Annotated in this window: 27 protein-coding genes; 8 read left to right on the top strand and 19 right to left on the bottom strand. The window is 44.2% G+C overall.

Annotation, left to right across the window (positions count from 1 at the left end):
- Positions 1 to 96 precede the first annotated feature (96 nt).
- The 3 genes from AC1MEO_RS00620 to AC1MEO_RS00610 form a co-directional block, all read right to left on the bottom strand.
- Positions 97 to 849, bottom strand: a complete 753-nt coding sequence (locus AC1MEO_RS00620) for an enoyl-CoA hydratase/isomerase family protein (protein ID WP_480333714.1) — start codon at positions 847 to 849, stop codon at positions 97 to 99.
- Positions 850 to 972: 123 nt separating this feature from the next.
- Complete coding sequence (gene rpmF, locus AC1MEO_RS00615) at positions 973 to 1,149, bottom strand: 50S ribosomal protein L32 (protein WP_006828847.1); 177 nt, start codon at positions 1,147 to 1,149, stop codon at positions 973 to 975.
- Between the two features lie 24 nt (positions 1,150 to 1,173).
- The gene (locus AC1MEO_RS00610) at positions 1,174 to 1,707 is read right to left on the bottom strand and encodes a YceD family protein (RefSeq protein ID WP_480333713.1); all 534 of its coding nucleotides are present in this window, start codon (positions 1,705 to 1,707) and stop codon (positions 1,174 to 1,176) included.
- Positions 1,708 to 1,833: 126 nt separating this feature from the next.
- Between AC1MEO_RS00610 and AC1MEO_RS00605 the strand changes: the two genes are divergently transcribed.
- On the top strand, positions 1,834 to 3,033 hold the full coding sequence (locus AC1MEO_RS00605; protein WP_480333712.1) for a nucleotidyltransferase: 1,200 nt from the start codon (positions 1,834 to 1,836) through the stop codon (positions 3,031 to 3,033).
- Here AC1MEO_RS00605 and AC1MEO_RS00600 read toward each other — a convergent pair.
- From AC1MEO_RS00600 to rsmD, 3 genes are all read right to left on the bottom strand, one after another.
- Entirely contained in the window at positions 3,021 to 4,046 is a 1,026-nt protein-coding gene (locus tag AC1MEO_RS00600) for a SepM family pheromone-processing serine protease (RefSeq protein WP_480333711.1), read from the bottom strand. The genes AC1MEO_RS00605 and AC1MEO_RS00600 overlap by 13 nt on opposite strands.
- A gap of 76 nt (positions 4,047 to 4,122) precedes the next feature.
- Positions 4,123 to 4,557, bottom strand: a complete 435-nt coding sequence (coaD, locus tag AC1MEO_RS00595) for a pantetheine-phosphate adenylyltransferase (protein WP_480336149.1) — start codon at positions 4,555 to 4,557, stop codon at positions 4,123 to 4,125.
- A 37-nt stretch (positions 4,558 to 4,594) separates the two neighbouring features.
- Positions 4,595 to 5,170 (bottom strand): 16S rRNA (guanine(966)-N(2))-methyltransferase RsmD, encoded by a 576-nt coding sequence (gene rsmD / locus AC1MEO_RS00590; RefSeq protein WP_480333710.1) that lies wholly within the window; start codon positions 5,168 to 5,170, stop codon positions 4,595 to 4,597.
- A gap of 83 nt (positions 5,171 to 5,253) precedes the next feature.
- Here rsmD and AC1MEO_RS00585 point away from each other — a divergent pair, with 83 nt between their 5' ends.
- Positions 5,254 to 5,634: a DUF7147 family protein gene (locus AC1MEO_RS00585; protein ID WP_480333709.1), complete on the top strand. Its 381-nt coding sequence runs from the start codon at positions 5,254 to 5,256 to the stop codon at positions 5,632 to 5,634.
- Here the strand turns inward: AC1MEO_RS00585 and AC1MEO_RS00580 are convergent, their stop codons facing one another.
- Positions 5,635 to 5,907, bottom strand: coding sequence for a YlbG family protein (locus AC1MEO_RS00580; RefSeq protein ID WP_223633528.1), 273 nt, complete (start codon positions 5,905 to 5,907; stop codon positions 5,635 to 5,637).
- 324 nt (positions 5,908 to 6,231) lie between these two features.
- Here AC1MEO_RS00580 and AC1MEO_RS00575 point away from each other — a divergent pair, with 324 nt between their 5' ends.
- A complete protein-coding gene (locus tag AC1MEO_RS00575; protein WP_480333708.1) occupies positions 6,232 to 7,140 on the top strand; it encodes a glycerophosphodiester phosphodiesterase family protein in 909 nt (302 codons plus the stop codon).
- Between the two features lie 73 nt (positions 7,141 to 7,213).
- On the opposite strand, the gene AC1MEO_RS00570 is transcribed toward AC1MEO_RS00575, so the two are convergent.
- A complete protein-coding gene (locus tag AC1MEO_RS00570) occupies positions 7,214 to 7,660 on the bottom strand; it encodes a YlbF/YmcA family competence regulator (RefSeq protein ID WP_480333707.1) in 447 nt (148 codons plus the stop codon).
- Between the two features lie 75 nt (positions 7,661 to 7,735).
- On the opposite strand from AC1MEO_RS00570, the gene AC1MEO_RS00565 reads away from it, so the two are divergent.
- Complete coding sequence (locus tag AC1MEO_RS00565; RefSeq protein ID WP_480333706.1) at positions 7,736 to 8,245, top strand: PaaI family thioesterase; 510 nt, start codon at positions 7,736 to 7,738, stop codon at positions 8,243 to 8,245.
- On the opposite strand, the gene AC1MEO_RS00560 is transcribed toward AC1MEO_RS00565, so the two are convergent.
- Positions 8,226 to 9,290, bottom strand: coding sequence for a CAP domain-containing protein (locus tag AC1MEO_RS00560; RefSeq protein ID WP_480333705.1), 1,065 nt, complete (start codon positions 9,288 to 9,290; stop codon positions 8,226 to 8,228). The genes AC1MEO_RS00565 and AC1MEO_RS00560 overlap by 20 nt on opposite strands.
- Before the next feature lie 144 nt (positions 9,291 to 9,434).
- Between AC1MEO_RS00560 and AC1MEO_RS00555 the strand changes: the two genes are divergently transcribed.
- Entirely contained in the window at positions 9,435 to 9,800 is a 366-nt protein-coding gene (locus AC1MEO_RS00555; RefSeq protein ID WP_480333704.1) for a YugN family protein, read from the top strand.
- A gap of 81 nt (positions 9,801 to 9,881) precedes the next feature.
- Complete coding sequence (gene ytvI, locus AC1MEO_RS00550) at positions 9,882 to 10,937, top strand: sporulation integral membrane protein YtvI (RefSeq protein ID WP_480333703.1); 1,056 nt, start codon at positions 9,882 to 9,884, stop codon at positions 10,935 to 10,937.
- Between the two features lie 29 nt (positions 10,938 to 10,966).
- Here ytvI and AC1MEO_RS00545 read toward each other — a convergent pair whose 3' ends face one another.
- The 7 genes from AC1MEO_RS00545 to cyoE form a co-directional block, all read right to left on the bottom strand.
- Complete coding sequence (locus tag AC1MEO_RS00545; RefSeq protein ID WP_480333702.1) at positions 10,967 to 11,428, bottom strand: DUF420 domain-containing protein; 462 nt, start codon at positions 11,426 to 11,428, stop codon at positions 10,967 to 10,969.
- A gap of 25 nt (positions 11,429 to 11,453) precedes the next feature.
- The gene (ctaG, locus tag AC1MEO_RS00540; protein WP_480333701.1) at positions 11,454 to 12,377 is read right to left on the bottom strand and encodes a cytochrome c oxidase assembly factor CtaG; all 924 of its coding nucleotides are present in this window, start codon (positions 12,375 to 12,377) and stop codon (positions 11,454 to 11,456) included.
- A 278-nt stretch (positions 12,378 to 12,655) separates the two neighbouring features.
- Complete coding sequence (gene ctaF, locus AC1MEO_RS00535) at positions 12,656 to 12,988, bottom strand: cytochrome c oxidase subunit IVB (protein WP_480333700.1); 333 nt, start codon at positions 12,986 to 12,988, stop codon at positions 12,656 to 12,658.
- Positions 12,988 to 13,614: a cytochrome (ubi)quinol oxidase subunit III gene (locus AC1MEO_RS00530; RefSeq protein ID WP_480333699.1), complete on the bottom strand. Its 627-nt coding sequence runs from the start codon at positions 13,612 to 13,614 to the stop codon at positions 12,988 to 12,990. The genes ctaF and AC1MEO_RS00530 overlap by 1 nt, the downstream gene beginning before the upstream one ends.
- Complete coding sequence (locus AC1MEO_RS00525) at positions 13,604 to 15,487, bottom strand: cytochrome c oxidase subunit I (RefSeq protein ID WP_480333698.1); 1,884 nt, start codon at positions 15,485 to 15,487, stop codon at positions 13,604 to 13,606. The genes AC1MEO_RS00530 and AC1MEO_RS00525 overlap by 11 nt, the downstream gene beginning before the upstream one ends.
- 31 nt (positions 15,488 to 15,518) lie before the next feature.
- Positions 15,519 to 16,601 carry a cytochrome c oxidase subunit II gene (gene coxB, locus AC1MEO_RS00520; RefSeq protein ID WP_480333697.1) on the bottom strand — a complete coding sequence of 361 codons (1,083 nt, stop codon included), beginning with the start codon at positions 16,599 to 16,601 and terminating at the stop codon, positions 15,519 to 15,521.
- Positions 16,602 to 16,652: 51 nt separating this feature from the next.
- Positions 16,653 to 17,570 (bottom strand): heme o synthase, encoded by a 918-nt coding sequence (gene cyoE, locus AC1MEO_RS00515; RefSeq protein ID WP_480333696.1) that lies wholly within the window; start codon positions 17,568 to 17,570, stop codon positions 16,653 to 16,655.
- Between the two features lie 346 nt (positions 17,571 to 17,916).
- Between cyoE and AC1MEO_RS00510 the strand changes: the two genes are divergently transcribed.
- On the top strand, positions 17,917 to 18,828 hold the full coding sequence (locus tag AC1MEO_RS00510) for a COX15/CtaA family protein (RefSeq protein ID WP_480333695.1): 912 nt from the start codon (positions 17,917 to 17,919) through the stop codon (positions 18,826 to 18,828).
- A gap of 38 nt (positions 18,829 to 18,866) precedes the next feature.
- Here the strand turns inward: AC1MEO_RS00510 and pyc are convergent, their stop codons facing one another.
- The 3 genes from pyc to AC1MEO_RS00495 form a co-directional block, all read right to left on the bottom strand.
- Positions 18,867 to 22,307: a pyruvate carboxylase gene (gene pyc / locus AC1MEO_RS00505; protein WP_480333694.1), complete on the bottom strand. Its 3,441-nt coding sequence runs from the start codon at positions 22,305 to 22,307 to the stop codon at positions 18,867 to 18,869.
- 15 nt (positions 22,308 to 22,322) lie between these two features.
- Positions 22,323 to 23,489 (bottom strand): FtsW/RodA/SpoVE family cell cycle protein, encoded by a 1,167-nt coding sequence (locus AC1MEO_RS00500; protein ID WP_480333692.1) that lies wholly within the window; start codon positions 23,487 to 23,489, stop codon positions 22,323 to 22,325.
- A gap of 411 nt (positions 23,490 to 23,900) precedes the next feature.
- A complete protein-coding gene (locus tag AC1MEO_RS00495) occupies positions 23,901 to 24,182 on the bottom strand; it encodes an Fpa/YlaN family protein (protein WP_480333690.1) in 282 nt (93 codons plus the stop codon).
- A gap of 168 nt (positions 24,183 to 24,350) precedes the next feature.
- Here AC1MEO_RS00495 and AC1MEO_RS00490 point away from each other — a divergent pair, with 168 nt between their 5' ends.
- On the top strand, positions 24,351 to 24,857 hold the full coding sequence (locus tag AC1MEO_RS00490) for a peptidyl-prolyl cis-trans isomerase (protein ID WP_480333688.1): 507 nt from the start codon (positions 24,351 to 24,353) through the stop codon (positions 24,855 to 24,857).
- Position 24,858: the final 1 nt, after the last annotated feature.

Genomic DNA, 24,858 nt, shown 5'->3' with positions numbered 1-24,858 from the left:
GTCGCTTTGGGTAGAGCAAAGACGATTGATGTTCTTCATTGCTGAGGAATAATATTGTTGGGTTTATAAAAAAAAAAACCCCCAACAAAAGGGATTTCATTTTTTCGTTTTATTGAGGAATCCGTCGACCGCTTCGTGGTGGGCGTCTTTCTCCCATAGGACGGCGCATCTTCTGACTTCCTGTTCGACGCGTTCCTGCAGGTCAGTCATGCGCCATTTGCGGATGGCCATTTCCTTATAAGCACGGTGAACGTCTGGATGGACACCTTTCATCGCGCCGAAAAAGGTTTCGATGTCCTGGTTATCCCGAATAACAGCAGATGCCCAGCCTATTTCCTGCAGCTCAGCTGCCGTATAGACTCTGGCCTCACTGAGCATTTTCAAGGCTTTGTCATGCTGCAGGGTTTCCAGCAGGTAGGTTCCGCCTCCCCAGCCGCTGGTGATGGCGAGGGTGCCTTGAATAAAGCCGCATTTCGCATGATCCCATACAAGCCTGTAATCGCACGCTGTAGCGATTTCACAGCCGCCGCCGACAGCTGCTCCATTAACCACTGCAACTACCGGCACAGGCAGTGTTTTGATCGAATACAGCACATCGCTCATGCGCTTCAGCATACCGTAAGCCTGCTCTTCTGTCCGCAAGGCATGGAATACCGAAAGATCCCCGCCCGAACAAAAAGCCTGTTTGCCGGACGCTGTGATGATGACCGCCCGGACGGACGGATGCTGCGCCTTTTCCGCCAGTTCTTCAAGCCCTGCTGTCACTTCGTCGTTGATGGCGTTGCGGACATGGGGCCGGTCAATTGTAAATGTCATAATGCCATCGGTAAGGTTAATCGTATAAGACAATAGAATCCCTCTTTTCTGACAGTTTACCTGCTGACGGCTTAAATCCGCCACTTGCTTATGTATAGAGAAAAAGACTATCGAGAGCCATGGCCTCTCAATAGTCTTTCAGCAACAAATACTGTTTTATTTGCTTGCTACTACTTCTTTCCCTTTGTATGATCCACATGCTTTGCAGACGTGGTGAGCCAATTTACTTTCGCCACAGCTTGGGCAAATTACCATGCCCGGCACTGACAATTTAAAATGTGTACGGCGTTTTCTTTTAGCGGTTTTGGACGTTCTTCTAGCTGGTACAGCCATTGGTGACACCTCCTTACACTAATTCTATTCATCTGACTGATCAAAATACTTTGCTAAATCAGCAAGTCTTGGATCCGGTTTTGGTGGTGCCGCTTCTTTCTCGGCCTCATACTCTTCGTCTGTTGAATACGACCAATCATTTCCGCCTTTGATGACAGTCTGATCGGCGTCTTCCTTAAACACCTGAATCGGTATTTCCAGCAAAACAAGTTCTTCCAGTATCGGCTGCAGATCAATGACCTCAGTTTCTACGGCGTGAACGTCGCTAAGCTTATCCTCCTGGCCTTTATCAGACCAATCGAACATTTCAACCGAATCGACATTTATCGGAAACTCAACATCCTCCCAAGTTCTGGCGCAAGGCAGCGTGAGCATACCTTCGAGGTGGAGTTGGCACGTTAATTGCTGCGAACCAATTGTGCAATGTCCTGTAACATGTACAGGTGAAATTTCCCGAATATCGCTATTCCGTGATTTCACTGCATCCAAATAAACCATTTGGTCAATTGGCAGTCCGTCTTTGCGATGCTTTTGAAGCTGTTGAATCGCTATTTTCATAAGTAATCACCTCAAGACAACAAAGTTGATTATATAATGCACAGAAAAAGATGTCAAGAAAAAATCTTGTCAGTCTATTTCAAACATCGGTATACTAGAGTTAATTCTACCAAAGAGGTGAGCAGATTGAAAGCTGTAGGAATCATTGTTGAGTACAACCCTTTCCATAATGGCCATCTTCACCATGCAGAGCAGGCACGTGCGGAGTCAGGTGCTGACATTGTCATTGCGGTCATGAGCGGACAATTTCTGCAGCGCGGGGAACCGGCATTTGCCGATAAATGGACGCGGACACAAATGGCGTTGGATGCCGGCATCGACCTGGTGATTGAACTTCCTTATGTCTATGCGACAGCACAAGCCTCGGATTTCGCCAAAGGCGGAATTGCGCTGCTCGACGCAATCGGCTGTTCTTCCTTTTGCTTTGGCAGCGAACAGGGATCGATTGCCCCTTTCCTGAACTCCAGGCAGCTGTTGACCGAGCACGAGGATGAATACCAGCGCCTCATCCATGAGGCCGTCCAAACCGGCATCAGCTATCCAAAAGCGCTGAACAATGCTTACCTAACATTGACAGGCAGACGGACGGGTTTTGCGGATCTGACGCAGCCGAATAATATTTTAGGGTTTCATTATTTGGAAGCCGTTCAAAATCTCGGATCTTCGATGAAGCCGCTGACCATCCAACGCATTGGCGCTAATTACCATGATCCGATTCAAGCGGGGCTGCCGATTGCCAGCGCCACCGGAATACGCGAAGCCCTTTTCACGGGTAAGTCAGTCGATGAGCTGTCAGCCTATATGCCGGAAAGTTCAATCCTGTCATTAAAGAAGATGGAAAAGGAATATGGCACGTTCGGCAGCTGGGAACAGTTCTATCCATTCCTGCGTTTCACAATTTTGCGGGAAGGCCCGGACAACCTGAAGCGCTTTGCCGAAATAACAGAAGGCATCGAAAACCTGATCTACCAGTCAGCGAAAACAGCGAATGACTTTGAATCTTTCATCTCCCTTGTTAAATCAAAACGCTTTACACGAACGCGGATCCAGCGGATGTTGACGCATATTTATACAGGCTTTACGTGGCAGTTGCTGCGTTCTTTTGATTCTCCAGATTATCTGAGGCTTCTCGGCATGTCCGCCGCCGGCAGAAGCTATTTGAACCATAAAAAAAAGAATATCGGCCTTCCCCTTGTGAGCCGCGCAGCCGATCTGAACGGTCCCATGGGAAAGTTTGATATTCATGCCACCGCCATGTATTTGATGGGAATGGGTTCTGCAGATTTGAAAAAGGAATTTACGACACCTCCAGTTTACCGGGGCTGAAGCTCTTCCAGAAAAGCAAGTGCGTCTTCAACGGTGTCCACCGGAACAATTTCCATTGATGTCCCAATTTTTTCTGCGGTTTCAACAGCTATCGTATAATTGCTGTCTCCCCCGCCCTCCACCGGTTCATTCGGCGCAAAGAATATATCGATGTCCGCGGAATCAGCGGCCATGATTTTCTGATCGATGCCTCCGATTCTCCCGATAGAGCCGTCACTTTCCATAGTTCCTGTGCCGGCGATGTCATAACCTTTTGTAATGTCTTCGTCCACCAGTTGATTAAGAATTTCCAGTGTGAACATCAGTCCGGCTGATGGGCCCCCTATCGTATCCGAATCGATTTCCACTTCTGGTGTCGTTTCGATACTTTTGTCTTCCACGAAAGAGATTCCCAAGCCCACCCGTTCCGGATCCGTCGGCAATGGCGCCAATTCGATGTCGGTTCTGATGTCGCGGTCCTCGCGCTCGTAAAGTACCTCCACCATTTCCCCGTCTTCTTTGCCACTCAAGTAATCGATGAATTCCTGCATTTCGGTAAAGCTATTGCCATCGACTTCCAGGACACGGTCTCCAGGCGCCAAAATACCATCCGCCGCTCCCCCCGTTAGGACATTCAAGACAAAAACACCGTTATTGCTGATTTCATATGGCAGCTCGGCCTGCTCAAAAGCGATCTGCAGCGCATTCACCTGTGAATCGGACATCAGCTTTAATTGGCGCACATTGTATTCTTCATCGCTTTCATGAGGGCTTCTGACCTGCTCTGGAGGCATAACTTTATAGCCATCCTGAAATTTTGCCCAGACGTAGAGAGCAGGAGTCGCTGTCAGCATCGAAACTGTCATCAGGCTGAGGCTTCCCTGATCATCTTCATCACCGCCCGCAACTTCAACCAGCGGCGACAGTTCGTAGGCTGCGCCTGGTCTTGTAATATAGGCATCTAATTGATAAGAGGACAGAAAGACTACAAGAGCCATCACGATGACGAAAATAAATAAGCGTTTATTTTTCATGCAGTTCTTCCTTTCATCGGCTGAAGCCTTATTCTTTCTTAACTTTCACATAAGAAAAAGCCACGAAATTCGTGACTTATTGAAATTTTGAATGAAGGGCTTTTTCAACTACTTCAGGAACCAGGCCTGTTATGCTGCCTTTGTATTTGGCCACTTCTTTGACGATGCTCGAGCTGAGGAATGAATATTGGTTGTTGGACACCATGAATAAGGTCTCGATATCTTCATTTAGGAACCTGTTCATCGATGTAATCTGCATTTCATATTCAAAATCACTGACCGCACGCAGGCCGCGAATGATAGCGTTTGCTTGTACTTCAACTGAATAATCAATCAGCAAACCTGAAAATGAATCCACTTTGACGTTTGGGATGGATTCCGTCACCTGCGAAATCAAATCCATCCGCTCATTGACGTCGAATAATGGATTTTTAGAAGAATTATTCATCACGACCACTTTCACTTCGTCAAAAATTTTGGACGCCCGTTTAATGATATCCAGATGCCCCATTGTGATCGGATCGAAACTCCCTGGAACTACAGCAATTTTATTCAATATGTTCTCCCTCTTCCCCCTGATAACGGTAAATTGAAATGATGGTGCTCCCGTAAAGTTCTTTTTTGTAGCGTTCAAAATACCTGGTCCGATCGGGAAGCTCCACTTCGCGATCATGTTCACAAACTATAATCGCATCTTTCGTGACAATTTCCAATTCTCCCGCTTTATCCATCAGGTCATAGGATTTTTTCATGTGGTAAGGAGGATCCAAAAACAGCAGCCTGGCCTGGATGCCATTTTTCTTTATCGCTTTTACTGCACGTTCTGCATCTGCCCGGTAAACTTCAGCACGGTCAAAGAGGCGTGTCTTTTCCAGATTGGCCTGGATCGTTTCCACGGCACGTTTATCTTTATCCGTAAAGATGACCTGGTCAATGCCGCGGCTAAGGGCTTCAATGCCGAGTCCACCGCTTCCCGCAAACAGATCCAGAGCAATTCCGCCGTCAAAAAATGGGCCGATCATATTGAAAATGGATTCCTTCACTTTGTCCGTCGTCGGTCTGGTCGAATTGCCAGGCACCGCCTTTAATGGAATCCCTTTAACTGTACCTGCTACAACACGCATACTATCGCCTCTAACTTAAATGATTTTCTTGATGCATTTTGCACACATAATGGTAAAATGAAGACTGGAAAGGACGTGTAACGATGATTCAACGTTTTATCGAACTCGGAGAAGGGTACGGAGATATTTATGAACTCCGTGAACTCATCACCAGTAACCAAAAACGCTTTATGCATGGATTTGTATTTATTTCCACCAACCCACAAGGGCAGAATGTTTTGTCGGTTGCAGCTGCATTTAAACCGGCTTCAGAAGGCAACTTCATGCCAATCTATATTTGTAGAGAAGGCATTCCAGTCGATTCCAAGCGTTTGGCTATCTTTGAGCAAGCCGTGGCAGAAATCGGCTATACTCCGATCAAGATGGAAGTCAAGCATTCAACCGTTTATGCAGATCGAAAATTCTACCATAGCCATTTGATTTCAGTTTTAAGATTAAATCATTATATTCCGCCAATGCAATAATCAAAGACCGATTTTATAATCGTATTCCTTCGCCTTATCCGGCTTGGCATTTTCATATTCTGTTTTCAGGAACGGACGGTAGGATTCAAGCACCTGTTTTACATAAGGTAATTTATTTAACTTCGTTTTGGTCGTTTCGATAGCATCCTGGTCCATATAAAGGACTACATATTTCAATTTACGGGAAATATAATGAACATGCCCGAACTTCCGCAGCGATTTAGCTTGTTTTAAATGATGCACATAGACAATGAGGCCTTGGCGATCATGCATAAGTATCCCTCTTTTCTTAACTTCTAGAATACCATAGGAAAGAAAAAAGCCGCAACTGAATGCAGAGAAACTTCAATCAGTGAAAAGGTCTTGCTCCGCCACTGGAGACAAGCAGAACACCGGCTAAGAACGCCGCTTCCTGTGGCAATGCCTATATAACCGATATCTTGTCGGCCCGATTCAATCGGACTTATACGTCCAGTGGCTTTTCTTATTTGCGAAAGCCAGAATCTTACTGACTGTTAAAGCGGAATAAACTGACAATGCAGCATACAATTCGCTATACTATTTTTAGTATAGAATTCCAGGGAGGTCACACAGAGTATGGGAAAAAAGACGAAAATCGGTTTTGCTGCCGCTGCTGTCGGAGCTGCCGCTTGGGCAGGTTCCAAAGTTTTGGCAAACCCACAGCAGCGTCCTGCTAAAGAAGTCCTGAATTATGAACGCCCGATTGTTCTTGCACATCGCGGCGGAGCCAAACTGGCACCCGAAAATACCTTGGCTGCGTTTAACCGATCAGCCGAACTCGGAGTCCACGGTTTTGAAATCGATATCCGGATGACGAATGATGAAGAAATTTTGGTTTTTCACGACGAGTTTATTGACCGGACTACAGACGGAGCCGGAAGAGTAGCTGATATGTCCCTCGAACAGTTAAAAGCTTTTGATCTCGGCTACCATTTCATTGATTCAGACGGCCAGCATTCATACCGAGGCAAAAACGAAAAAGTTGTGCTGCTCCGTGAGCTGATTGAAAAGTTTCCGCAAATGTATATCAATATCGATATAAAAGATGATCCTGAAACATATGAAGGCAGCTTGGTGCCATCAAAATTGTGGCGGCTGATAGATTCGCTTGGAGTGCATGACCGCGTAGCTGTGACTTCTTTTTATGATGAACAAATCGACCGCTTCAATTTATACGCCCAAAATCGGGTAGCTATCGGCGCAGGTGAAAATGAGGTCAGAAAAGCTTATACATCCTTTAACAGCCAATTTGGCCATTTGTATCAGCCGCGTGCAGATGTTTTTCAGATTCCCGTTAAATCATCGCTGTTCCGATTGGATTCTCCCCGCTTTATTGCATTTCTTGAGAACTTGAACATACCGGTCCATTATTGGATCATCGATGAACCGGAAGCGATGCGCGCTTTGATCGGTGCCGGGGCAAAAGGCATCATAACCGACCGACCCGATCTTGCTGTAGCTCTCATTTCAGAAATGGAAGAATAGTTAACGTAAAAAAGAGCAACGCAAGGCGTTGCTCTTTTTTTATGGAACTGGCTTATACTGGCTTATATTTCGGTTAAGCTGAACAAGAACAGCCGCCGCCAGTACCACAGCTTCCCCCACAGGAAGATTCCGATGAAAAGAACGGATTGGTGGAAGGAATTTTAACTGCCTCAGATACAGATCTTCCAAGTATGAAACTCACTTGGTCCATCAAGTCCTGCAATTCATTTTCGGCAAGACGCAGATGTGCCACTTTTTCATTTAAGTCCAAATGGCGTTTATCTACACGAATCTGTTTCATCACCCGCGAGTATTCCGGATGGTATTTGCCAAAACGCTGCACTTCTTCGTATTGTTCTTTTAATCTGGCGAAGTCGTGGATTTCATCCGCAAGATTTTTATCGTTATAGACAGAGGCGTATGCTGCCCGGTAAAGGTCAGCTTGCTCTGATTGTAGGATCATTTGGCTTAACTCATCTGCAAAGTCAGTTATTTCAGCCCATTCATAGGTCATAATCATAGCATTTTCCTCCTTTACACTTTAATCATAGCAGATATTTTTGAATTTCACTATAGACTTGAAAGGATTGTCAGCATGAACTCTTTAACCGATCAATTCACACGCATTATGGAAAATTCCAGCACCGAAGACCTTAGGATCTTAACTGATTATCTGACGAATTTCGAGAAAAAACAACAAGGTGAATTCTCCACTTATTTAAGTGCAGGCTTGAACATGACACGCAATACAGATGAACAGTCTTCGATTGTGTCTATACCAAATACTCCATTTATCCATAATAATGTTGATATTCCACATGGCGGCATTCTCGCAGTTCTTCTTGATACTGCAATGGGCACTCTTGCAAACAGCAAATGCCCGACCGGATTCGGAGCTGTGACTACAAACCTTACGATCCATTACCTCACTGTTGCACACGAAGACATCATAAGCGCAGAAGCACGGATCATCCGCAGCGGCAGACATACGATGGTTCTTGAAGGAAATATCTTTCAAAAAGATGGAAAACATATTGCAACCGCAACCGGATCTTTTTTTATCATCCCTAAAAAAACAAAGCCTGCTATTGCTTCACAGCAATAGCAGGCTCTTTTTCGAGAAAAATCTGAGTATAGTATTTTCCGAAGACCCCGACTCCCGTTTGGTTGAATTGGTTACTGAGAAGGGTCTTGCGGTGGGCACCCGAATTAATCCATCCATGGACTGTCTCTGCTGCATCATAATAACGGGTGGCTGTATTGGCAGCTGCCTTTTCGAAAACGATATTGCCTTCTTCTAAACGGGCATGCAAGTCCTTGATTTCCATTTCTTCAGAAGAAAAATTCTGTTTGGCCATCCCTTCACTGTTTGCTGCTGCAATCCTGTTTACCAGCGGATTGGCAATCAAGGGTTTTGTCTGATGATGAAGCCGATAGACATTCACCAGGTCGACAATCTGTTTGGCGTTTGCGTCATCTATTGATTGCTGCATGGTCGAAGAAGGCGTCTCTACCGGCAATAATTCACCAGAGAACATCATGTCATACGGCTGATGGCGAACGAGCGTTTCCGCGTCCATAAAGCGTACAGCTTCCAGTGCACGGTCGATGGAATCGATATACAGTTGTGCATAGACCCCTTCAAATTTCACCAGAATACGTTTGTCCATATCTTCAGCAGTGACATTGAATGTATAGATATTTTCTCCATATTTAACCGTGACTTCATTTTCCAGAATTGTAAATCGGTATAAGTCATCGAGACTTTGCCCAATCTGATAAGGAGCGGCATCTGCTGCAGCCCCTGCAGTGTATACTTGAACCACCTTGCCGTCTTTTACCCCTATCATGGTAAAGTGAGCATAGCTGGCATTATAGACCCACCAGTCATATCCATATGCAGAAGGTTCTATCCGTTCGGGTTCTCCATACTGTTCAACCCAGTGGTCACTGGAACCGCCTATATAGCTTGAAATACCCGTGCTGGGACGGTCAATGTCCAAAGTTTTGTCTGTGCTATCCACGTTCGGCAAAGGCTCTACCGTCCGGGGCGCTTCAAGAATATCATTTTCATTTATTGATGGATCCAAATAAAACAAACCGATCAGAACTATCGATAGAAAAATCATAATGCGCAGCAAGTCTTTCAACCGAACAGCCCCTTTGCTATTGTATTCTCATTATTATAACAGCCGCCTCCACACTGACACAATCTAGCCATTGCAACAACTTAAATTATGATCTATTATTAAAGGAGCATGTAGTCTTTTTTGTTATAGAGGAGGAGAGATCCTATGTATTTTGAAAATACAGGACTTGAAAACATTCACGTAGATATCGCATTACTTGAAAGCATCATGAACAAACATGGCTTGACTAAAGAAGGCCAATGGGATTACGAGCGTGTCACCTACGACCGCAAATTCATTATACGCGAAGGTACATACTATTTACGCGTATTTGCTTATGCTACTGACGGAGACGTCGATTCGAACGATGCCACTATGCGCGTCTTGAAGCCGGTACTTGGCAAGCATTATTATCCGCATGGCATTGAATACGGTGAAGATGAAGAGTTCCCGGAACATTTGATCAAAACTTGTATCGGATTGTTGGACTCCATTAAAAAGGAAGTTCAGGCTTTCGAGATCAACGTATAAAAAATCCCGCAGTTCAGCAATTGAACTGCGGTTTTTTTAACTAGCCATAAATAGATGAATTTCATAAGGAGGATTCAATAATTGAAGTGGTTGACGAAAAGAACTGTAACGATCGCAGTTATAGTAGCGGTCTTGATTTTAGTTTCGATATACATACTGCCCGTTTCCATCCCTTTGATCATTGCTTTGATCACTGCTATTTTTTTAGAGCCAGTTGTTAATTTTATACATAAAAGATTCAAGTGGCATAGAAAATCTGCCGTCATATCTGTATTTATCCTTTTTCTGTTGGTAGTGTCTGGTTTGCTTTACTGGATAGTTACGCAGCTAATTGGCCAGATTATCCAGTTCTCGAAAATGGTCCCTGAGTACATCAATTCCTTATCCGCCATGTGGGACGAATTTCAACGATTCTTTTTCCGTTCCACGGAAGATATGCCGGTTGAAGTCGTATCTTCATTTGAAACCGAACTGGCTGGTTTTATGGAAGGAATCCGTACTTGGGTATTGACGATCGTCAATTATGATACGGTCTCCAATCTGTTGACCGGCATCCCTTCTTTTCTTGTCAGCTTTATCGTCTTCCTGATTGCACTGTTTTTGTTTATGCTGGATTTGCCTGATTTAAAAATTATGCTGTTTAACCGATTAAAGGATTCAACAGCCGAAAAGGTCCGCTTCATGTTTGCACGTTTGAACAAAGTGATTTTTGGCTTCCTGAAAGCCCAGTTCCTGGTGAGCTGCATCATCTTTATCGTTTCACTCGTTTCGCTCGCCTTTATAACCCCTGAGTATGCGCTTGTCATGTCATTATTCATTTGGCTCATTGATTTCATACCCATTTTAGGATCGATTATCGTTTTGACCCCATGGTTTATTTATGAATTCATTACAGGCGATATTGTCCAGGGAACGCAATTGGCTGTCTTGGCACTTGTCCTGCTGATTATTCGGCGGACAGTGGAACCAAAGGTCATGGGTACGCAGATCGGCCTTTCTCCTTTAGCAACATTGATCGCTATGTTCATTGGCTTGCAGTTGATTGGTGTTCTCGGTTTTTTTGTCGGACCATTGATCGTCATCCTCTTCACATCAGCACGTGAAGCAGGAATGATTAAGATGGATTTTAAAGTATAAAAAAAAAGAACCCCATGGGGTTCTTTTTTTTATCCACCTAAAATGGCTTTAAAGACTGAAGTTGTATGGCCGCCTTCGTAAAACACATAAAGCAGCAAATAGACCATGACACCTGTTATGGCAGTTGAAAACCAGACGACACTGGTAATCGGACCTATTTTACGGTGCTTAGCCAATTGTTTTTTCCATCCCCAGTACATGGTAATCAAACCCATAATACCACCTGTTGTCGCTAATGTGATGTGGAAAATCAAGAAGACCGTATAGAAGATCTTCAAATCATCAGGTCCACCAAAAGCGGTATTTCCGACAAAAATGGTACGGGACATGTAAATGATGAAGAAAGTCAGTGCTGCTGCACCTGCTCCCACCATCACTTTCTTGTGAGCTTCAATATTGCGGCGACGGATGAGGTTCCAGCCAATCGCCACCAATACTGCGCTTAATACGATAAAAAATGTGCTGATTGTCGGCAATAGCGGCAAATTCATTTAAGTTATTCTCCTTTATGATGCATTAAGCATTATGTCTGTGATAAGCCATATCTTTACGGTCTTGCAATACTTTTGCGGTAATCTCATCAGCGTTGTCATTTTCGTTGCGCAGCCATTCATAGAAAACCAGCCACAAGAATACGGTGAAAACGAGCTCCTGAAGAACTTTCATGGTAATTCCACCTGTGCGCTGATCTTCAAGTGCTGACATGGTAGAAAATAACTCAGGGCCCGACAGGTTCAATTGTGACAGCGTACCAGCTGGCACACATAATGCCATTGCCTGCAGCCATGCCTCTCCATCGGTATAAGTCGCATAAAAAGGAGTGCCACTAAAGATGATCAATGCACATGCAGGGGTCATCAAGACGCTCAATCCAAATAAGTATGCCAGTTTACTCAATCCGTGGAATTTATGCATTCCCTCTAGGTTATTGACTACCGGCCACCAATAAAATATAGCCGAAGTGAATAAGACGATATTTACTGCACCATGAATCCATACATCCTGTTTAACGAAATCAAAAACCATAGGAATGTGATAAAACGAAAAGACCATTCCAAACAGGATTAATGCAAGCATCGGTTTAGTGAGAAAGTTGAATAAGGGTTTGACTACTGGCAGGCTAATAAATGCTCTCCAGATATAAGTCGGTATACCCATAATAAGTAATGGCGGAATCAGCAACAGCAACAGCGCCATTTGGACCATATGCATCGTAAACAAGATATGACCATATAAATCCACCGGTGATCCTTTGATGATGTAAAGCAGGACAATGCCTGAAACAAAAAGTGCAGCTTCCTTTATGCTGAGCGGCTGATTTCCTTTAAACTTTCCGCGCCACTTTGTAGTAGCCAAAAAATATAAAATCGTCACTAAAACGAGGACAGCGAAGTAAACGGGACTCCATAAAGCTTGAAACCCGAAGATACTGATTGGCATGTTGCGGGACCTCCTTTTCCTCAAGTACCCTCATTATATAGTGGCTTGCAAACTATATCAATGAACGAACTATGAACAATACGAAAAGCAGAAGCGCCCGTGTAGATTCGACGGGCATAAGACGCGCTGGCGAAGCGGCGTTTCTCCAGCCGCACAGCCAGAGTGGCTGATATCCTCTTCAGAAAGTAATCTAAGGCATTTTCCGTTACATATTGTTAAAGGATCCTTGCACATAGAAAAACCCCTTACCTCGAAAGGTAAGGGGTTTTCAAACGAATCTACCACCAAATAATTGTGACGAATGTCAGAACTGTGATAAATGCGATAAACATACCACAGAACATAAAGAAGGCAACCATACCGTGCCCTTTACCGCTCAGGTGCATGAAATAATAAAGCTGAAGGATTACTTGAATACCTGCCAACAAAAGAATGATTGGAACAATCAGGTAAGTGGAGAATCCTGCGGCTACCATTGTAAAAGCAACCAATGTCAAAAAGATCATTATTGCAAAAGTTGCCAAATGGCCCCGCATTTCTTCTGCTCTTTTTTTCTTCGTGTATTCGAATTCTGCCTGCGATCTTACATGAATATGTGTATCGTGTGCCATTATCCGATCACTCCCATCAAATAGACGACAGTAAAGATGAATACCCATACGACGTCAATAAAATGCCAGTATAGCGAAGCAAGATAGAATTTTGGTGCATTGTACATGTTCAATCCGCGTTTAGCGTTTCGAAGCATCAATGCGATAAACCAGCTAAGCCCGAATAGTACGTGAGCCCCGTGCGTTCCAACTAAAGTATAAAACGCAGAACTGAAAGCACTGTTCGTATAACCGAATCCTAAATGGACATAATGATTAAACTCATAAATCTCCAATCCTAGGAAAGTTGCACCAAGCAGGACGGTAATTCCCAGCCAAGCCTGCATTGCTTTGAAATTATGGTTTTTCATATGATGCATAGCGTAAACACTTGTCAATGAAGATGTCAAAAGAATCATTGTCATTGCAAAGACCAGCGGCAGTTCAAAAAGTCCAGCGGCAGAAAATTCCATGCCGCTTGGCCCTTTATCTTTTAATGCAAGGTAAGTTGCGAAAAGCGAAGCAAATGTTACTGTTTCCGCAGCAAGAAGCAACCAAAAACCAATAAACTTATTTTTACCTTCCATCGTAGCCGTCTCAGGATGATCTGGCCATGATTGAGGAGTATATCTTTGATTAATGTCCATCGGTGTTGCCTCCTTTCGCATCTTTCAGTAATTCTTCTTTTGTAATATGGAAACCTAAATCATCTTTCAATGAACGCACTAACATCGAACCGAAAGTGATTACTAATCCGATAATTAAGACAGCCAACGCCCAAGGCTTGTCGCCATCGAGGAAGTACAAGGCTCCGAATGAAGCAATGAACATTCCAAGTGAAATCACGAAAGGAATAATCGAACCATTCGGCATATGGATATCGCCAAGAGGTTCAGCAAAAATCATCCCTTTTTTATTGCCTTCCATTTTTTCGATCCAGAATGTATCAAGACCACGAACTAATGGAGTCTGTGCAAAGTTATAGAATGGCGGTGGAGAAGGAATTGCCCATTCCAGTGTACGGCCATCACCCCAAGGGTCATTGCCGACGCGCTCGTTTTTAATAGTTGTCAATACTACGTTGACTAGAAGAATAATGACACCAATAGCCATAAATACTGCACCTACTGAGCTGATTGCGTTGAATAGGTCCCAACCTTGATCTGCTCCGAACGTGTAAACACGGCGTGGCATACCCATCAAGCCTAGGAAATGCTGAATGAAGAATGTTAAATGGAATCCGATGAAGAAGAACCAGAAAGTCCATTTCCCTAATTTTTCACTAAGCATCGTTCCGAACATTTTCGGCCAGTATAAATGTGTACCTGCCAAAATTGCCAAAACAACTCCACCAACAATTACGTAGTGGAAGTGAGCTACGATAAAGTAAGAGTCATGCAATTGGTAATCCAAAGGAGCAATCGCCTGCATTACCCCTGTAACTCCACCCGCTACAAATGACGGAATAAATGCTACAGCGTAAATCATTGGTACTGAGAAGGAAATGTTCCCTCCCCATATTGTCAATAGCCAGTTGAAAATCTTGATTCCGGTTGGAACCGCAATAATCATCGTGGCAAGAGCGAATACAGCATTGGCTGTTGGCCCTAAACCGACTGTGAACATATGGTGAGCCCAAACCATGAATCCGTAGAAACCGATCAGGATTGTAGCAAAAACTAATGCAGTGTATCCGAAAAGGCGTTTACGGGAGAAGATTGCAAAGATTTCGGAGAAAATACCGAAAGCCGGCAAAATCAAGATGTAAACTTCAGGGTGGCCGAAGATCCAGAATAAATGCTCCCAGATGATCGTGTTACCGCCCATTTCGACCGCAAAGAAGCTCGCGCCGAACATACGGTCAAAGACCATGAAGAAAAGTCCGACTGTAAGTGGCGGGAATGCCAATAAGATCAATGCGGAAGCAACGAAAGTTGTCCATGTGAACAAAGGCATTCTCATATACGTCATACCCGGAGCACGCATGTTGATGATCGTAACCAGGAAGTTAATCCCTGCTATCAGCGTACCAAAACCGGATATCGTCAATCCCAGTGAATAGAAGTCGATTCCGTGCCCTTCAGAGGCAAGTGCTAACGAAGCGTAGTTCGTCCAGCCTGCGTCTGGTGCGCCTCCCATGAACCAAGAAAGGTTCAAGAAAATACCACCAAAGAAGAATAACCAGAAACCAAGTGAATTCAGGAATGGAAAGGCAACATCACGGGCGCCGATCTGCAAAGGCATGATCGCATTCATGAAAGCCAGTAAAATCGGCATCGCTGCCAAGAAGATCATGGTAGTACCGTGCATTGTTATAATTTCGTTATATGTTCCAGCACTCAGGAAATCATTTCCTGCTTTAGCCAACTGGACACGGATCAACATCGCTTCGAGACCGCCGACAAGGAAGAAGAAACCACCCGAGATAAGATAAAGGATCGCGATTTTCTTATGGTCGACCGTTGTCATGAAGTCCCAAATTGTAGCGCCGAAGCCCTTTTTTTGAGCAATAGAACTCACACTGTATACCTCCCTTTTTTAAGCTTTATTTCTACTCTTCCACTGATAAGCCCATTAAATAGGCCGCAAGTGAATCAAGCTGTTGTTCAGTGAATGCTTCACCATTATTCAATGCTTCAGGATCAGGCATTAAGTTGCCAGGCTTGTATTCTTGTGGATCTGCAATCCAGTTTTTAAGATTTTCTTCATTGTGTTCTAAGTATCCTGCAACCCGGTTGCGATCGCCGAATGTTGCCAAGTTAGGTCCGACTCCACCAGTACCACCGACACCAGAAGTAGCATGGCACGCGATACAGCTTTGTTCGAATAGTTCTTGGCCTTCCTGAGCTAAAGCATCTTCAGCAGGTGTTGGTTCTGCCTGCATTGCTGTAACCCATTGGTCAAACTCTTCGCGGTCTACAGATTTCACTTTGAAATCCATCAATGCGTGAGAAGGTCCGCAAAGCTCAGCGCATTTGCCGTAAAATACGCCATCATCAAGTTCTGAAGATTGCTGGTCGAACTCCAAATAGAAAGTGTTGACGTTTTCAGGGTTTACATCCAATTTACCGCCAATGGAAGGAATCCAGAAAGAGTGTTTGATATCCGCAGAAATCAGGTTAAAGTACACACGCTCATCAGTTGGTACAACCAACTCCTGTGCAGTGACAATTCCTTGTTCTGGATATTCAAATTCCCACCAGTAAAGCTTACCGGTTACGTTGACTGTCAAATGAGTCGAGTTGCCATCTTCTGCCTGCACGTCCATATCAGTAACGTCAGCCAAGTCGAATGTCGAATAGACTGTTGGAACAGCAAGGATCAAAAGGAGAACGATCGGAACAGCTGTCCATAAGAATTCTAATCTTGCACTTCCTTCAACCTGTTCAGGCATCATATCTTCGCCCATTTTCGAACGTCGGAACTTTACAATTGCCAAAACGAAGATAATCGATACAACAATAATAACAAACAGCATAACTACAGATGATAAAATCAATAGGTTAAATTGATCTTGAGCTACTTTGCCTGCCGGTATTAAGGTCGAAATCTCTTCACGTCCGCATCCCGCAAGAAAAACCAGCAATGTGGTCATCAATGCGAAAAGCCGCCATTTTTTAATTCCTTTCATCATAGCTTTTCATACCCCTCTCTCATATAAATAGTATCGCTTTAGAAATGTTGATTAGACAAAGACTGCAAATATAATCATTGAAACAAATAGAATGGTCATATAGTTCAATGAATAGATGAACATCGTCTTCGCCCATTTCAAGTCATCAGCCACTTTAAATCCACGAATGGCTAATACTAGCCAACCAATGTTCAAAAGTGTGGCTAAGATGATGAAGCCTGTCCCGAGTTCCATTAATAGGAATGGCAGAGGGAAAAGCATTACAACCCATGCAAGCATCGATTTTTTGGTTCGGTGAAAACCTTTAATTACCGGTAGCATCGGAATACCCGCTGCCCGATACTCTTCTGTCCGTTTCATAGCCAAAGCATAGAAATGCGGCGGCTGCCAAATGAACATGATCAGGAATAACGCCCAGGCACCCGTACCGAGTGTCGGTTCTACAGCAGCCCATCCAATAAGTGGAGGAATCGCACCAGAGATGCTCCCCACTATCGTATTGCTGACATGACGTCTTTTAGACCACATGGAATATAAGACGACATAAGCTAAAACTCCAGCAATCCCGAATAGGCCAGCCGATACAGAAGCGGAAAACAAAAACAATTCGCCTAAAACGATGAAAGAAACAGCTAGTGCCAATACAGCTGATGGCTTGAATCTTCCCGTCACTGTCGGTCGCGCTTTCTTACTTTCCATCAAAGGGTCTATATCCGTATCGATGTAATTATTCATCGCTGCGGATCCCCCAATGATCAATGCCGAACCGACGATGGTATAGACAAGAATATCCAGCTCATTCAGAAAATGCCTGTCGGAAAACTGAAATGCGAGCCACAATCCTGTGAAGACAGTAATTAAATTAGAATTTACAATTCCAATTTTTATAAGTGCCAAAAAGTCTTTCAGAAATGTCGTCGCTTCCGGCGCTTCATGTGTCTCTGCAGACATTGTCGGGCCGTTTGACATATAAGTCCCTCCTTTCAAAGTTGTAAGCATATTCCGCTAACCATAACTATATCTAAATTCCAGTCATTTTTCTACATATAACTGAAATTTCCTGATAAAAGAGATGATTTTCACGTAAATGGCCTCACAATTATCCATCTCTAATCATACATGAACAACTACACTATTTTAAGATAGAAAAACAATAGTTTTTGAACAGTTTGTGAAGCTCCAGTTATTATGTCCAAATCTTGAAAGTTTCTACTATTGTTGATTTCTCGTTGTATTTTGGAGAAACTTTCGCTATTATCGAGTATGCAGGTGTATAGACATTGAAAAGTTTTCTATAGAAAAAGTAGGTGGTATTTTGCAGCAAAATAGATATATAAAATGGTTTGCTGTTTCGGCTACCATTGGTATGTTATTAATTCTTTTGGGTGGCGCCCTTGTTACCAAGACCGACAGCGGTTTGGGTTGCGGGCGGAATTGGCCAGATTGCAATGGCAAATTGATTCCCGATAATATCACAGCAGAAGTTTTGATTGAATTTTCCCACCGCCTTGTAACTGGGGTCGTTGGTATTTTGATCGTCATTCTGGCCGTTTGGGCCTGGAGAAAATTTGGGCATGTTCGGGAGACAAAATTCCTGGCAATCATGGCCGTCTTCTTTTTAGTCCTACAGGCATTGATCGGAGCAGCACAGGTTCTTTGGGGCCAAGGCGACTTCATCTTAGCCCTTCACTTTGGGATTTCCCTGCTGTCGTTCGCTTCCATATTATTGCTGACGCTGCTGATTTTCGAAGTAGACCGGAAGTTTGATGCAGACCGTTTGCAGATCGGCAAGAAATTGCGTTTTCATACAATAGGTGTCACTTTGTATTCATATATCGTGGTTTATACTGGCGCTTTGGTTCGCCACACTGAGTCTAGCCTCATTTGTTCGGATTGGCCGCTGTGCCGGAATGATGATTTCACATTGCCGAGCAATATGTATGAATGGGTCCAGATGGGACATCGGGCCGCTGCCGGCCTGATTGTCATCTGGCTGGGTTACATTGCCTGGCATGCAATCAAGCAATACAAAGATCAGCGCGTCATCTATTGGGGATGGATAATCGCTTTCAGCATTGTCCTTCTTCAAGCGACAACCGGTATGCTAGTTGTCCTGACAAAACTGAATTTGTTTGTTGCACTTCTTCATTCACTGCTGATTTCCATGCTTTTCGGTTTATTGTGTTACATGGTACTGCTCGTTTCACGCAGCCGAATCAAAAAATAATAAAAAAAAGGCTGGCGCTAATGCGCCAGCCATTTTTTTTATTTCTTCTCCATTTCAATCAGAAGGTCTCCTGTAGAAATGCCCTCATTGGCATCTACGTGGATATCCTGGATCGTTCCATCGAACGGAGCTTGGACAGTCGTCTCCATCTTCATTGCTTCAGTCACCAGCAAATGATCGCCGCGTTTCACTTTAGCGCCTTTTTCCGTAAGCACTTTTAATACAGTGCCCGGCATTGTCGCTGCAATATGGCTTTCGTTTGTTGGATCTGCTTTCGGTTTAGCCGTGCTGTCTGTTTCCACCGTCATGTCCTGAATGCTGACTTCACGAGGCTGGCCGTTCAATTCAAAGTAGATGATGCGCGTTCCGTCTTTTTGCGGTTCGCCAATTGATACCATCTTAATCATCAAGGTTTTGCCTTTTTCGATTTCCACTTCAATCTCTTCGCCCAATCTCATTCCGTACAAGAACGTCAAGGTGTCGAGAACGGATACTTTGCCGAACTGGACATTGGTTGCTGTATATTCTTCGAATACTTTCGGATAAAGTGCATGAGCCAAAATCTCATGGCTTGTTACAGGACGTTCCAATTTATCAAACAAAGTTTTCTTGATTTCATCGAAATCTACAGGTTCCAAAAGTTCGCCTGGCCGAACAGTGATTGGCTCGCGCTCTTTCAAAATGACTTTCTGCAGCTCTTTCGGGAATCCGCCATGCGGCTGACCGATATAACCTTCAAAGAATTCAATGACTGATTCTGGGAAGTCGATCGTTTTCCCACGGGAAATGACAGTTTCTTCATTCAACTCATTTTGAACCATGAACAAAGCCATGTCTCCCACTACTTTCGAAGAAGGTGTAACTTTCACGACATCACCGAACAAGAGGTTGACACGCGAATACATCGTTTTAACTTCTTCCCAGTGCAGACCGAGCCCTACGGCTTTTGCCTGCTGCTGAAGGTTGCTGTATTGGCCGCCCGGCATTTCATGCTCGTATACCTCTGCATGCGGGCTATTCATGCCGCTTTCAAAATCAACATAGTATTTGCGGACATCTTCCCAGTAATGGGACAATTTCTCAAGTCCTTTGACGTCAGCTCTGACTTCACGGCCACTGCCGCTTGTCGCGTAATAAAGTGAATTGGAGCTTGGCTGCGATGTTAGTCCTGCCATCGACCCAAGAGCCGTATCTACGATGTCCACACCCGCTTCAATCGCTTTCGAGTACAGGTAGATGCCGTTTCCGCTTGTATCGTGTGTGTGCAGGTGGATCGGCAACGAAACCGTATCTTTCAATTCCGATACCAGGCGATATGCCGCTTCCGGTTTCAAGAGTCCGGCCATGTCTTTAATTGCCAGAATGTGGGCTCCTGCCGCTTCCAGCTCTTTCGCCATTTCCTTGTAATATTGAACCGTATACTTGTCACGGCTTGGGTCAAGAATATCTCCAGTGTAGCAAATCGCCGCTTCTGCGATTTTACCGGATTGACGAACTTCATCAATCGCCACTTCCATTCCTTTGATCCAGTTCAAGCTGTCGAAGATGCGGAACACATCAATTCCTGCATCGCCTGATTTCCGGACGAACTCACGAATGACATTATCGGGATAATTCTTATAGCCGACAGCATTAGCGCCTCGGAACAACATCTGGAACAAAACATTCGGAATTTCCTGGCGAAGTTTGATGAGACGCTCCCACGGATCTTCTTTCAGGAACCTGTAAGATACATCAAACGTTGCGCCGCCCCACATTTCCAATGAAAACAGGTCACTTTGCAGACGCGCAGTTTCTTTGGCAATCTCAAATAAATCATGTGAACGGACACGTGTCGCCAAAAGTGATTGATGGGCGTCACGGAATGTTGTGTCTGTCAATAAGACATCTTTTTGCTCATGGATCCACTTGGTCAAACCTTCTGCACCCTGAAGATCAAAAATCTGCTTCGTGCCGTTTGGTGCCGGCGCCAAAAGATCCACTTCCGGTTTACGCGGAGCCGCATAGATTGGTTTCTTTTTCTTCTCGATGCCAGGAAACCCGTTAATCGTTACATTTCCGATATAGCTTAATAACTTTGTCCCACGGTCTTGCCGTACAGGGAATATGAATAACTCTGGAGTTGTATCGATAAAGCTTGTATCAAAATCGCCTTTGATGAAATTCTGGTGTTTTACCACATTTTCCAGGAAAGGGATGTTTGTTTTAATTCCACGGATCCGGAATTCCTGTAGGTTACGATCCATTTTAGCTGCTGCTTCCTTGAACGTCACAGCCCAAGTGGAAACTTTAACCAAAAGCGAATCATAATAAGGTGAAATGACCGCGCCCTGGAAACCATTGCCTGCATCCAGACGTACACCGAAGCCGCCGCCTGAACGGTAGACCATCAATTTCCCGGCATCCGGCATGAAATCATTCAACGGATCTTCAGTGGTCACACGCGATTGGATTGCAAAGCCGAATAATGGGATGTCACTTTGCTGTGGAATTCCCACTTCTTCACTGTGGATCATATGGCCTTTGGCGATATGGATCTGCGCATGGACAATGTCGATGCCTGTAATCATTTCGGTAATCGTATGTTCCACCTGAATACGTGGATTTACTTCAATAAAGTAAAATTCATCATTGGCTACAAGAAATTCGACAGTGCCCGCATTTATGTAGTTAATGTTTTTCATCAATTTGACAGCGGCATCACAAATTTCATTGCGTAATTCATTGCTGATTGAATTTGAAGGTGCGATTTCCACGACTTTTTGGTGACGGCGCTGAATCGAACAATCTCTTTCGTACAAATGGACAATATTGCCTTCTGAATCACCCAAAATTTGGACTTCGATATGCTTTGGCTTATCGACAAATTTTTCGACATACATTTCATCTGAACCAAAAGCCGCTTTTGCCTCAGATTTCGCACGTTCATAGGCAGACGCTAATTCATCATGCGATTTGACAATCCGCATTCCGCGTCCTCCACCACCTAGAGATGCTTTGATCATTAACGGGAATCCTGCGGTTTTGCTGAATTCTTCAACTTCGTCCAACGACTTGACAGGACCATCTGTGCCCGGAATAACGGGAATGCCTGCAGCTATCGCTTGCGTACGTGCTTTTACTTTATCGCCGAACATATCCAAATGTTGTGACGTTGGACCGATAAAGACAATTCCTTCTTCCTCGCAGCGTCTTGCAAAATGAACATTTTCAGACAGGAAGCCATAGCCTGGATGGATAGCATCCACATTGGAATCCTTCGCGATGCGGATGATGTCTTCAATATCCAAGTATGCATCGATCGGTTTTTTTCCTTTACCCACCAAATAGGATTCATCCGCTTTGTAACGATGGTATGAACCACTGTCTTCCTGAGAATAAATAGCAACTGTTTGAATCTTCAGTTCTGTACAAGCGCGGAAAACCCGAATAGCGATTTCTCCGCGGTTGGCCACCAAGATTTTGTTGAACTCCTTCACACCGCAGCACACCCTTTACTTTTTCGTTTTTTCGTATTTATTGAACATGGAAACATTCATTAATACTCCCATAGCTAAAGATAACAAAATTACCGACGTTCCGCCATAGCTTATAAAAGGAAGTGTTACTCCAGTCAATGGAATAATGCCGGTCAAGCCCCCCAAATTCACAAAAGATTGGATTCCGATCATGCTGGCGACACCCGCCGCAAGCATTCTCGCCAAGGGATCGTGGGTCGTCATGGCAATCCATAACCCCCGCAGCACAATAAATCCTAAACCGCCTAAAACAAACACTACACCCAGTAAACCAAGCTCTTCAGCAATGACCGACATAATGAAATCGGTATGAGGTTCGGGAAGATAGCCCAACTTTTGGATGGATTGTCCGAGTCCTAACCCACTCAAGCCACCAGAACCGATCGCCAGATAACCGTTGACGATTTGAAAACCAAAACCCAGTTCATCTGAGAATGGATTAAAGAAAGCATCCAGGCGGCCAAGCCGTTTTTCTGTAAAGATGCTGTCTCCGGCAAAAATCATAAGTGGAACAATAAAGACCATTGCCGCTGCGATAAAGACGGCGGCAAGCCGGATAAACGGCTTTAACCGAACGCCGCTCGCTGACATGACGGACAAACCGACAGCTCCGATAATGAGCATCGAGCCAAGATCCGGTTCCAGAAAAACCAAAAACAGTACGAACGTCAAAATCATGACCGGCGGTATGATGGATTCATTCAATTTATTGATGGTGCCTTTATTGTATTTATTTGAAAAGACACCGGCCAAGTACAGGATGATGCCTACCTTTGCCACTTCAGAAGGCTGTATGTTAGCAAATCCGAGGCTAATCCAACTTTTTGCGCCGCCGGCTGCGAAACCGACAAAGTGAACGGCAATCAATCCAGCAAAGACCACTGTTAGGATGGTCACCATCATCCAACGCTTTTTAAAATGCTTATACGGAAAAGCGGCAGCCACTGCAAAGACAGGGAACGCAATTGCCAGGTTTATCAATTGCTGTATGTAAAATCGGTCTGGCTCCGAGCCATAGTAATTGACCGACCAGGCCATGCTTGAACTGTAAATCATGATCAAGCCGAATATCGTTAAGGCTAAATAAGTGAAAAATAAAGGATAGTCGATGAACTTTGCGTATTTCTTGATGTAAGATTTCATTTTTATACCTCTTTTAATTTGATGGGTGAACAAGAAAAGCGGAAACGGCCCAGCAGCAGAAGCTAACCTAAGAGCGCGACGTCGTGTCGCAACGGTTAGCTGACCCGCATCCTGCGGCCCTCCGACAAGCGCTGGAAGTCTTGCCGGTAATGGCGTTCTTCAGCCATTGCTGGCAAGGCTGAAGCGACTCGAAGAGCTAGGCGCTGAAGCTAGACAACACGAAAAGCGGAAGCGCCTGTTCAGCTCTGAAAGGCATAAGGCAGACCGGCAGTGTGGCGTTTTTTGCCACGCAGCTGGGTTGACTTATGACCCGAAGAGCTAGGCGCTGACGCTAGACAATAAATAAAGAGCTCAAATATCATATTCCTTACATTGTAAAAAAACTCAAACAAAATTCGTTTGAGTTTTAGGTCATTTATTTGTATACGCTTCGTGAAGAATGGAAAGTTTCTTCTCCAGCGTATCCATTAAATTTTTTCCAGCCTCACGTTCGATGAGTCCCAGCTTAACCGCAAAATCGATTTCGCGTGAAAGACCGAACATTTGGGTGTCAAGCACCTCTTCATATAAAGGACAAGATGGCAATGTCAAATGATCCATTTGCACCTTGATTAATTGCTCGATTTTTTGTGCATCAGCTTTGAGGAGTTCTAAAGCCTTTAGATGGTATGTTTGTTCTTCTGTATGTTCCATGAGGACTCCCCCATTTTATGAGTTTTCTTCTCTATTTTCCTGTCTAAAGTGTATCTTTTACACAAGAAAAATGCAAGCCTCTATGATGAAAGAGATGAATCCCTTTGGGAACTTGACATTAAAAGGTATACTGTTGGAAGAGTGATTATTTAAATGGAGGGTTTACCAATGGAATTTATCGTACCTTTTAAAGGTGAAGTGAAATTTAAGCTGATATTGGATCCGACTGTCTGGATTTTTGACGACCGCAAATTGAATTTGGAGAGTTATTTCCAGGAAGACCGAGTCGAAAAAGATGAACTTGAAGAATACAAGCGTGGAATGGGTGAACACTGGTCCCGTGAAATCATGGAAGGCAGTACCGTCCCGCCGACTTTGAATTCAGAAAAAACCTACAAGAGCAAAGAAAAGAAGGAAATGCTGACAGGGACATTCGGTATTTTGTTCAAACCGTTCCTTTTGAATGCAGAACCTTATGAACACACTAAACGGGTGATATTCGAAACCTTGCACGGTGAGTTTGAGTTTCCGATTGAACACGCTAAACAATTGATCTTTAAGTTCAGCGAAAAAGGCCAACCCCTGAAAGAAGACGGCCCTGTCCATGTTCTTCTTCCGGATGGTTCCAACCAGCAAAATCCGATTACCGATATCCAAGCCATCCGATTTGAATAGG

Source organism: Planococcus sp. BI3, from assembly GCF_056680115.1.
This window is presented reverse-complemented; position numbering and strand designations above follow the sequence as displayed.

Bases quoted from the DNA above. Each gene is read 5' to 3' on its own strand.
- rpmF (WP_006828847.1), bottom strand. From the start codon at position 1,149: ATGGCTGTACCAGCTAGAAGAACGTCCAAAACCGCTAAAAGAAAACGC.
- AC1MEO_RS00610 (WP_480333713.1), bottom strand. From the start codon at position 1,707: ATGAAAATAGCGATTCAACAGCTTCAAAAGCATCGCAAAGACGGACTG.
- AC1MEO_RS00600 (WP_480333711.1), bottom strand. From the start codon at position 4,046: ATGAAAAATAAACGCTTATTTATTTTCGTCATCGTGATGGCTCTTGTA.
- coaD (WP_480336149.1), bottom strand. From the start codon at position 4,557: ATGGGGCATCTGGATATCATTAAACGGGCGTCCAAAATTTTTGACGAA.
- rsmD (WP_480333710.1), bottom strand. From the start codon at position 5,170: ATGCGTGTTGTAGCAGGTACAGTTAAAGGGATTCCATTAAAGGCGGTG.
- AC1MEO_RS00585 (WP_480333709.1), top strand. From the start codon at position 5,254: ATGATTCAACGTTTTATCGAACTCGGAGAAGGGTACGGAGATATTTAT.
- AC1MEO_RS00580 (WP_223633528.1), bottom strand. From the start codon at position 5,907: ATGCATGATCGCCAAGGCCTCATTGTCTATGTGCATCATTTAAAACAA.
- AC1MEO_RS00575 (WP_480333708.1), top strand. From the start codon at position 6,232: ATGGGAAAAAAGACGAAAATCGGTTTTGCTGCCGCTGCTGTCGGAGCT.
- AC1MEO_RS00570 (WP_480333707.1), bottom strand. From the start codon at position 7,660: ATGATTATGACCTATGAATGGGCTGAAATAACTGACTTTGCAGATGAG.
- AC1MEO_RS00565 (WP_480333706.1), top strand. From the start codon at position 7,736: ATGAACTCTTTAACCGATCAATTCACACGCATTATGGAAAATTCCAGC.
- AC1MEO_RS00555 (WP_480333704.1), top strand. From the start codon at position 9,435: ATGTATTTTGAAAATACAGGACTTGAAAACATTCACGTAGATATCGCA.
- AC1MEO_RS00545 (WP_480333702.1), bottom strand. From the start codon at position 11,428: ATGAATTTGCCGCTATTGCCGACAATCAGCACATTTTTTATCGTATTA.
- ctaG (WP_480333701.1), bottom strand. From the start codon at position 12,377: ATGCCAATCAGTATCTTCGGGTTTCAAGCTTTATGGAGTCCCGTTTAC.
- ctaF (WP_480333700.1), bottom strand. From the start codon at position 12,988: ATGGCACACGATACACATATTCATGTAAGATCGCAGGCAGAATTCGAA.
- AC1MEO_RS00530 (WP_480333699.1), bottom strand. From the start codon at position 13,614: ATGGACATTAATCAAAGATATACTCCTCAATCATGGCCAGATCATCCT.
- coxB (WP_480333697.1), bottom strand. From the start codon at position 16,601: ATGATGAAAGGAATTAAAAAATGGCGGCTTTTCGCATTGATGACCACA.
- cyoE (WP_480333696.1), bottom strand. From the start codon at position 17,570: ATGTCAAACGGCCCGACAATGTCTGCAGAGACACATGAAGCGCCGGAA.
- AC1MEO_RS00500 (WP_480333692.1), bottom strand. From the start codon at position 23,489: ATGAAATCTTACATCAAGAAATACGCAAAGTTCATCGACTATCCTTTA.
- AC1MEO_RS00495 (WP_480333690.1), bottom strand. From the start codon at position 24,182: ATGGAACATACAGAAGAACAAACATACCATCTAAAGGCTTTAGAACTC.
- AC1MEO_RS00490 (WP_480333688.1), top strand. From the start codon at position 24,351: ATGGAATTTATCGTACCTTTTAAAGGTGAAGTGAAATTTAAGCTGATA.